The organism is Archangium sp., from assembly GCF_036389735.1.
Lineage (GTDB): Bacteria > Myxococcota > Myxococcia > Myxococcales > Myxococcaceae > Archangium.
Map to the genome: position 1 here is coordinate 1 of NZ_DASVWK010000277.1, position 3,498 is coordinate 3,498.

The window sequence follows — 3,498 nt, forward strand, 5'->3', positions numbered from 1 at the left end:
GTGGTTGTGGAACTCCAGGCCGAGCAGCGCGGCCTTCTGGTCGTAGAGCTGCCGCAGCTCGTCCGTCCAAGCGATGTTGGTGATGGCGTGGGCGCGGAGGTAGGCCGCTCCGTCCGGTTTGCGGAGCACCTCGCCGATGAAGCCGTACTCGCTGTCCGTCAGCTGGAGCAGCACCCCGAGCAGCTTGTTGAAGAGGCGGTGCGTGTCGCTGCCCTGGATGAGCTCTTGCTGCGCCTCCGTGAGGGCCTGGAGCAGCCGGTTGCTGGCCTGCATCTCCCGCTGTGCGGTGTGACCGGGGTCGGTCTTCTGTTGGCCCAGGGAGGTGCTCACGGAGCCTCATGCTACCCCAGAGCCATGGGGCTGGGTGCTTCCCGGGGCGCGCTCGCCAGGGGAACGGCTTCGCGCCGATGTCCGGACGCTCAGGAGCCGAGCAACGGGAAGAAGTGGCCGATGGGGCCGTTGCCCCGACCCACGGCGAGCGGATGCTGGAGGGCCCGGGTGACGTACTCCTTGGCGAGCCGGGTGGCCTCGAGCAGCTCATGGCCAAGGGCCAGGTTGGCGGCGACGGCGGCCGACAGCGTGCACCCGGTGCCGTGCGTGTTGGGCGTCTCCACCGAGGCCAGGTGCAGCGTTTCCAGCCGCTGGCCATCGAACCAGACATCGGTGCCACGCAGGGCACCCGGCATCGCGCCCCCCTTGACGAGCACCGCCCGGGGCCCGAGGCGGTGGATGCGGCGCGCCGCCTCCTCCATGTCCGCGAGGGTGTGGAGCTCCAGGCCCGCCAGGAGCTGGGCCTCGTGGCGGTTGGGGGTGACGAGGGTGGCCAGCGGCAGGAGCAGGTCCCTCAGCGCCTCCACGGCCTCGTCGGCGATGAGTCGGGAGCCGGCCCGGGACACCATGACGGGGTCCACGACGAGCGGGGTGAGGCCCAACGCCTTCACCCGCGAGGCCACCGTGGAGATGATCTCCCGGTTGACCAGCATGCCCACCTTGGCGGCATCGACGCGGATGTCGGCCACCACCGCCTCCATCTGGGCCGCCACGGACTCGGGGGGCATCACGTCCACGCGGGTGACGCCGAGGGTGTTCTGGGCCGTCAGCGCCGTGAGCGCACTGGTGCCGTGGACGCGGTGGAACGCGAAGGTGCGCAGGTCCGCCTGGATGCCCGCGCCACCCCCACTGTCCGAGCCCGCGATCGTCAGCGCGGTCGCTACCTTCCTGGGAGACTCCATCCGGAGAAGATACCCAGCTCACTCGTAGTCGACTACGAGTAAACGCCTCGCGCCCCCTCAGAACTTGGGGATGCGCAGCGTCTTGCTGATCATCGCGCTGCCGCTGGCGAAGTACATCAGCACCAGGGGGTGGAGCTGGAAGGGCCCCACGTCCCACACGCCGAAGGGGATGACGTCTCCGGAGTGGCCTCGCCAGAAGAGGACGGCGAGCACCAGCACCAACGCGAGGCTGGTGGGGATGGGGGTGCCCTCGAAGTACTTCACCTTGCCCGTGTTGTCCGAGAGGCTGGAGGCGGTGACGTTGAAGCGCGCGAGGCGACTGACGCCACAGCCCACGAAGTAGAGCAGCACCACCACGTCCAGCGCGCCGCGCATCCCCATGGAGAAGGCCAGCGTCGCGGGGGCCACGCCGAAGGAGATGACGTCCGCCAGGGAGTCCAGGTCCGCGCCCAGGGGCGAGGACTGGAAGCGCCAGCGCGCGATGCGCCCGTCGAGCGCGTCGAGGATGAAGGCCAGCGGCATCAACCCGAAGGCCAGCCACAGCCAGCGTGGCTGGTTGGTGGCCAGGTACTGCATCTGCGCCAGGATGGCTCCCGCGCCCGAGAAGGCGTTGCCCAACGTGACGAAGTCCGCGGGCGTGAAGGTGCGGATCATCGAGAAGTGGCGCGGCTCACGTTTCTGCTGCGACTCCGGCGTCATGCGGTCCCTCCGCGGCCCAGGGGGGCTCGGGCCCCATGGCTTAGCGCATCTGGTGGTTTTCGCCGCTTTCTTTACGCGGATGTTGGTCCGCGCCCCGGGCAAGCGACGTGCCGCCCGGCATGAGGGAGCGAGGGGCCGAGCCTGATCCGACCGGAAGGTGACAGCGCGCGGCCAGGCACGTGGCGGGGAGTTTCCGTGGCGGACATCTGCCCTGGCGTGGGCCGTTGCCCCCCCCACGGTGGGTGCCTAGCTTCGCACCCTGTTCCCTCGGGGCCCTCGTGTGGGTTCCGGGGTGGGTGGGCGTGGGGGTGGGAAGGGGAATGGGAGCCATGAACGGGCGCTGGGGCCTTTGGGTCCTCGCAGTGTTGGGGGTGTTGGTGGGTTGTGCCGATCGGGATCGGCCGGCCATTGCCGACGGCCGACTGACGGCAACGCCTGGAGGGTTGGATTTCCAGCGGGTGGCGGTCTTCGACGGGCGTGAAGCGGAGGTGGTGCTGCGCAACGTCGGCCGGGCCCGCATCACGGTGGACGAGGCCTGGGTGGAGGGTCCCGCGGGGGCCTGGAAGGTGGACTTCACCCACGAGGGCCCCCACATGCTCATCCCGGGGGGCGAGTGCGCGCTGCGGGTGCGCTTCACTCCAGGGGAGGCGACGTCGCTGCCGGGCACGCTGGTGGTGCGCTCTGACGCGAAGCGCGAGCCGCTGATCCGTGTCCGGCTCCAGGGCTCGGGCGTGGACGCCTGGGCGCGCGTGTCGCCGAGGCAGCTCGACTTCGGGCGCATCGAGGCAGAGTCCAGCAAGACGATGACGTTCACCGTCACCAACCCCACGGACCTGCCGGTGGAGGTGATGCCCAAGCTGCTGGGAGCGGACCGGGACGAGTTCTCCGCCGAGCCGCTGACGTTGGGGCCGGGGGAGCAGCGCGAGGTGCCCTTCACGTTCTCGCCGGGGCGGGTGGGGCGCAAGCAGGTGGCACTGGCGGTGTCGCCGTGCCGTGGCTGCGCGGACGTGCCGGTGCACGTGGCGGCCGAGTCGCTGGACAGGGCGGTGGTGGCCGAGCCGCCGTTGCTCGACTTCGGCTCCATTCCCGTGGACAAGGACCGCTTCCTCAAGGCGCGCCTGCACAACATCAGCACCGAGCCGATGACGGTGACGGAGCTGCGGCTGGCGGGCACGGATGCCTCGTTCAGCCATGGGCCGAGCGGCCTGCCGCTGGTGCTGGGGCCCGGCGAGACGCGCGAGTGGGACCTGCGCTACAGCCCGGGGCACATGGGGCCGGCCGAGGACAAGGCCTTCTTCCACGTGGTGAGCAAGCGCAACCCCACCACGGACGTGGAACTGCGTGGCTACGGCGGCGCGGCGGAGCTGTGCGTGTCGCCGCTCGCGCATGACTTCGGGCGCCAGCCGATCGGCTCGAAGACGGCCGTGGTGGTGAACGTGAAGAACTGTGGCTCCTCCAACGGGGGCCCGCTCACCATCCATGGGCTCGACTTCCACAACCTGGACGGGTCCCCGGACGTGCAGTTCAACGCCACGCCGCTGAAACTGCCTCACCGGCTGCTGCCCGG

The 3,498-nt window shown here is 70.2% G+C and carries 3 protein-coding genes and 1 pseudogene; 1 reads left to right on the forward strand and 3 read right to left on the reverse strand.

All coding sequences use genetic code 11. The annotated features are described in order from the left end of the window. The 3 genes and pseudogenes from VF794_RS09875 to pssA all read right to left on the reverse strand — a co-directional run. Positions 1–330: pseudogene (locus tag VF794_RS09875) on the reverse strand (hypothetical protein); the annotation flags it as partial. An 89-nt stretch (positions 331–419) separates the two neighbouring features. Next, entirely contained in the window at positions 420–1,232 is an 813-nt protein-coding gene (thiD, locus tag VF794_RS09880) for a bifunctional hydroxymethylpyrimidine kinase/phosphomethylpyrimidine kinase (protein WP_331109088.1), read from the reverse strand. Between the two features lie 57 nt (positions 1,233–1,289). Further along, on the reverse strand, positions 1,290–1,931 hold the full coding sequence (pssA, locus tag VF794_RS09885; protein ID WP_331109089.1) for a CDP-diacylglycerol--serine O-phosphatidyltransferase: 642 nt from the start codon (positions 1,929–1,931) through the stop codon (positions 1,290–1,292). 329 nt (positions 1,932–2,260) lie between these two features. Between pssA and VF794_RS09890 the strand changes: the two genes are divergently transcribed. Beyond that, positions 2,261–3,498: choice-of-anchor D domain-containing protein (locus VF794_RS09890; RefSeq protein WP_414640893.1), on the forward strand; the 1,238-nt coding region annotated here is incomplete at its 3' end.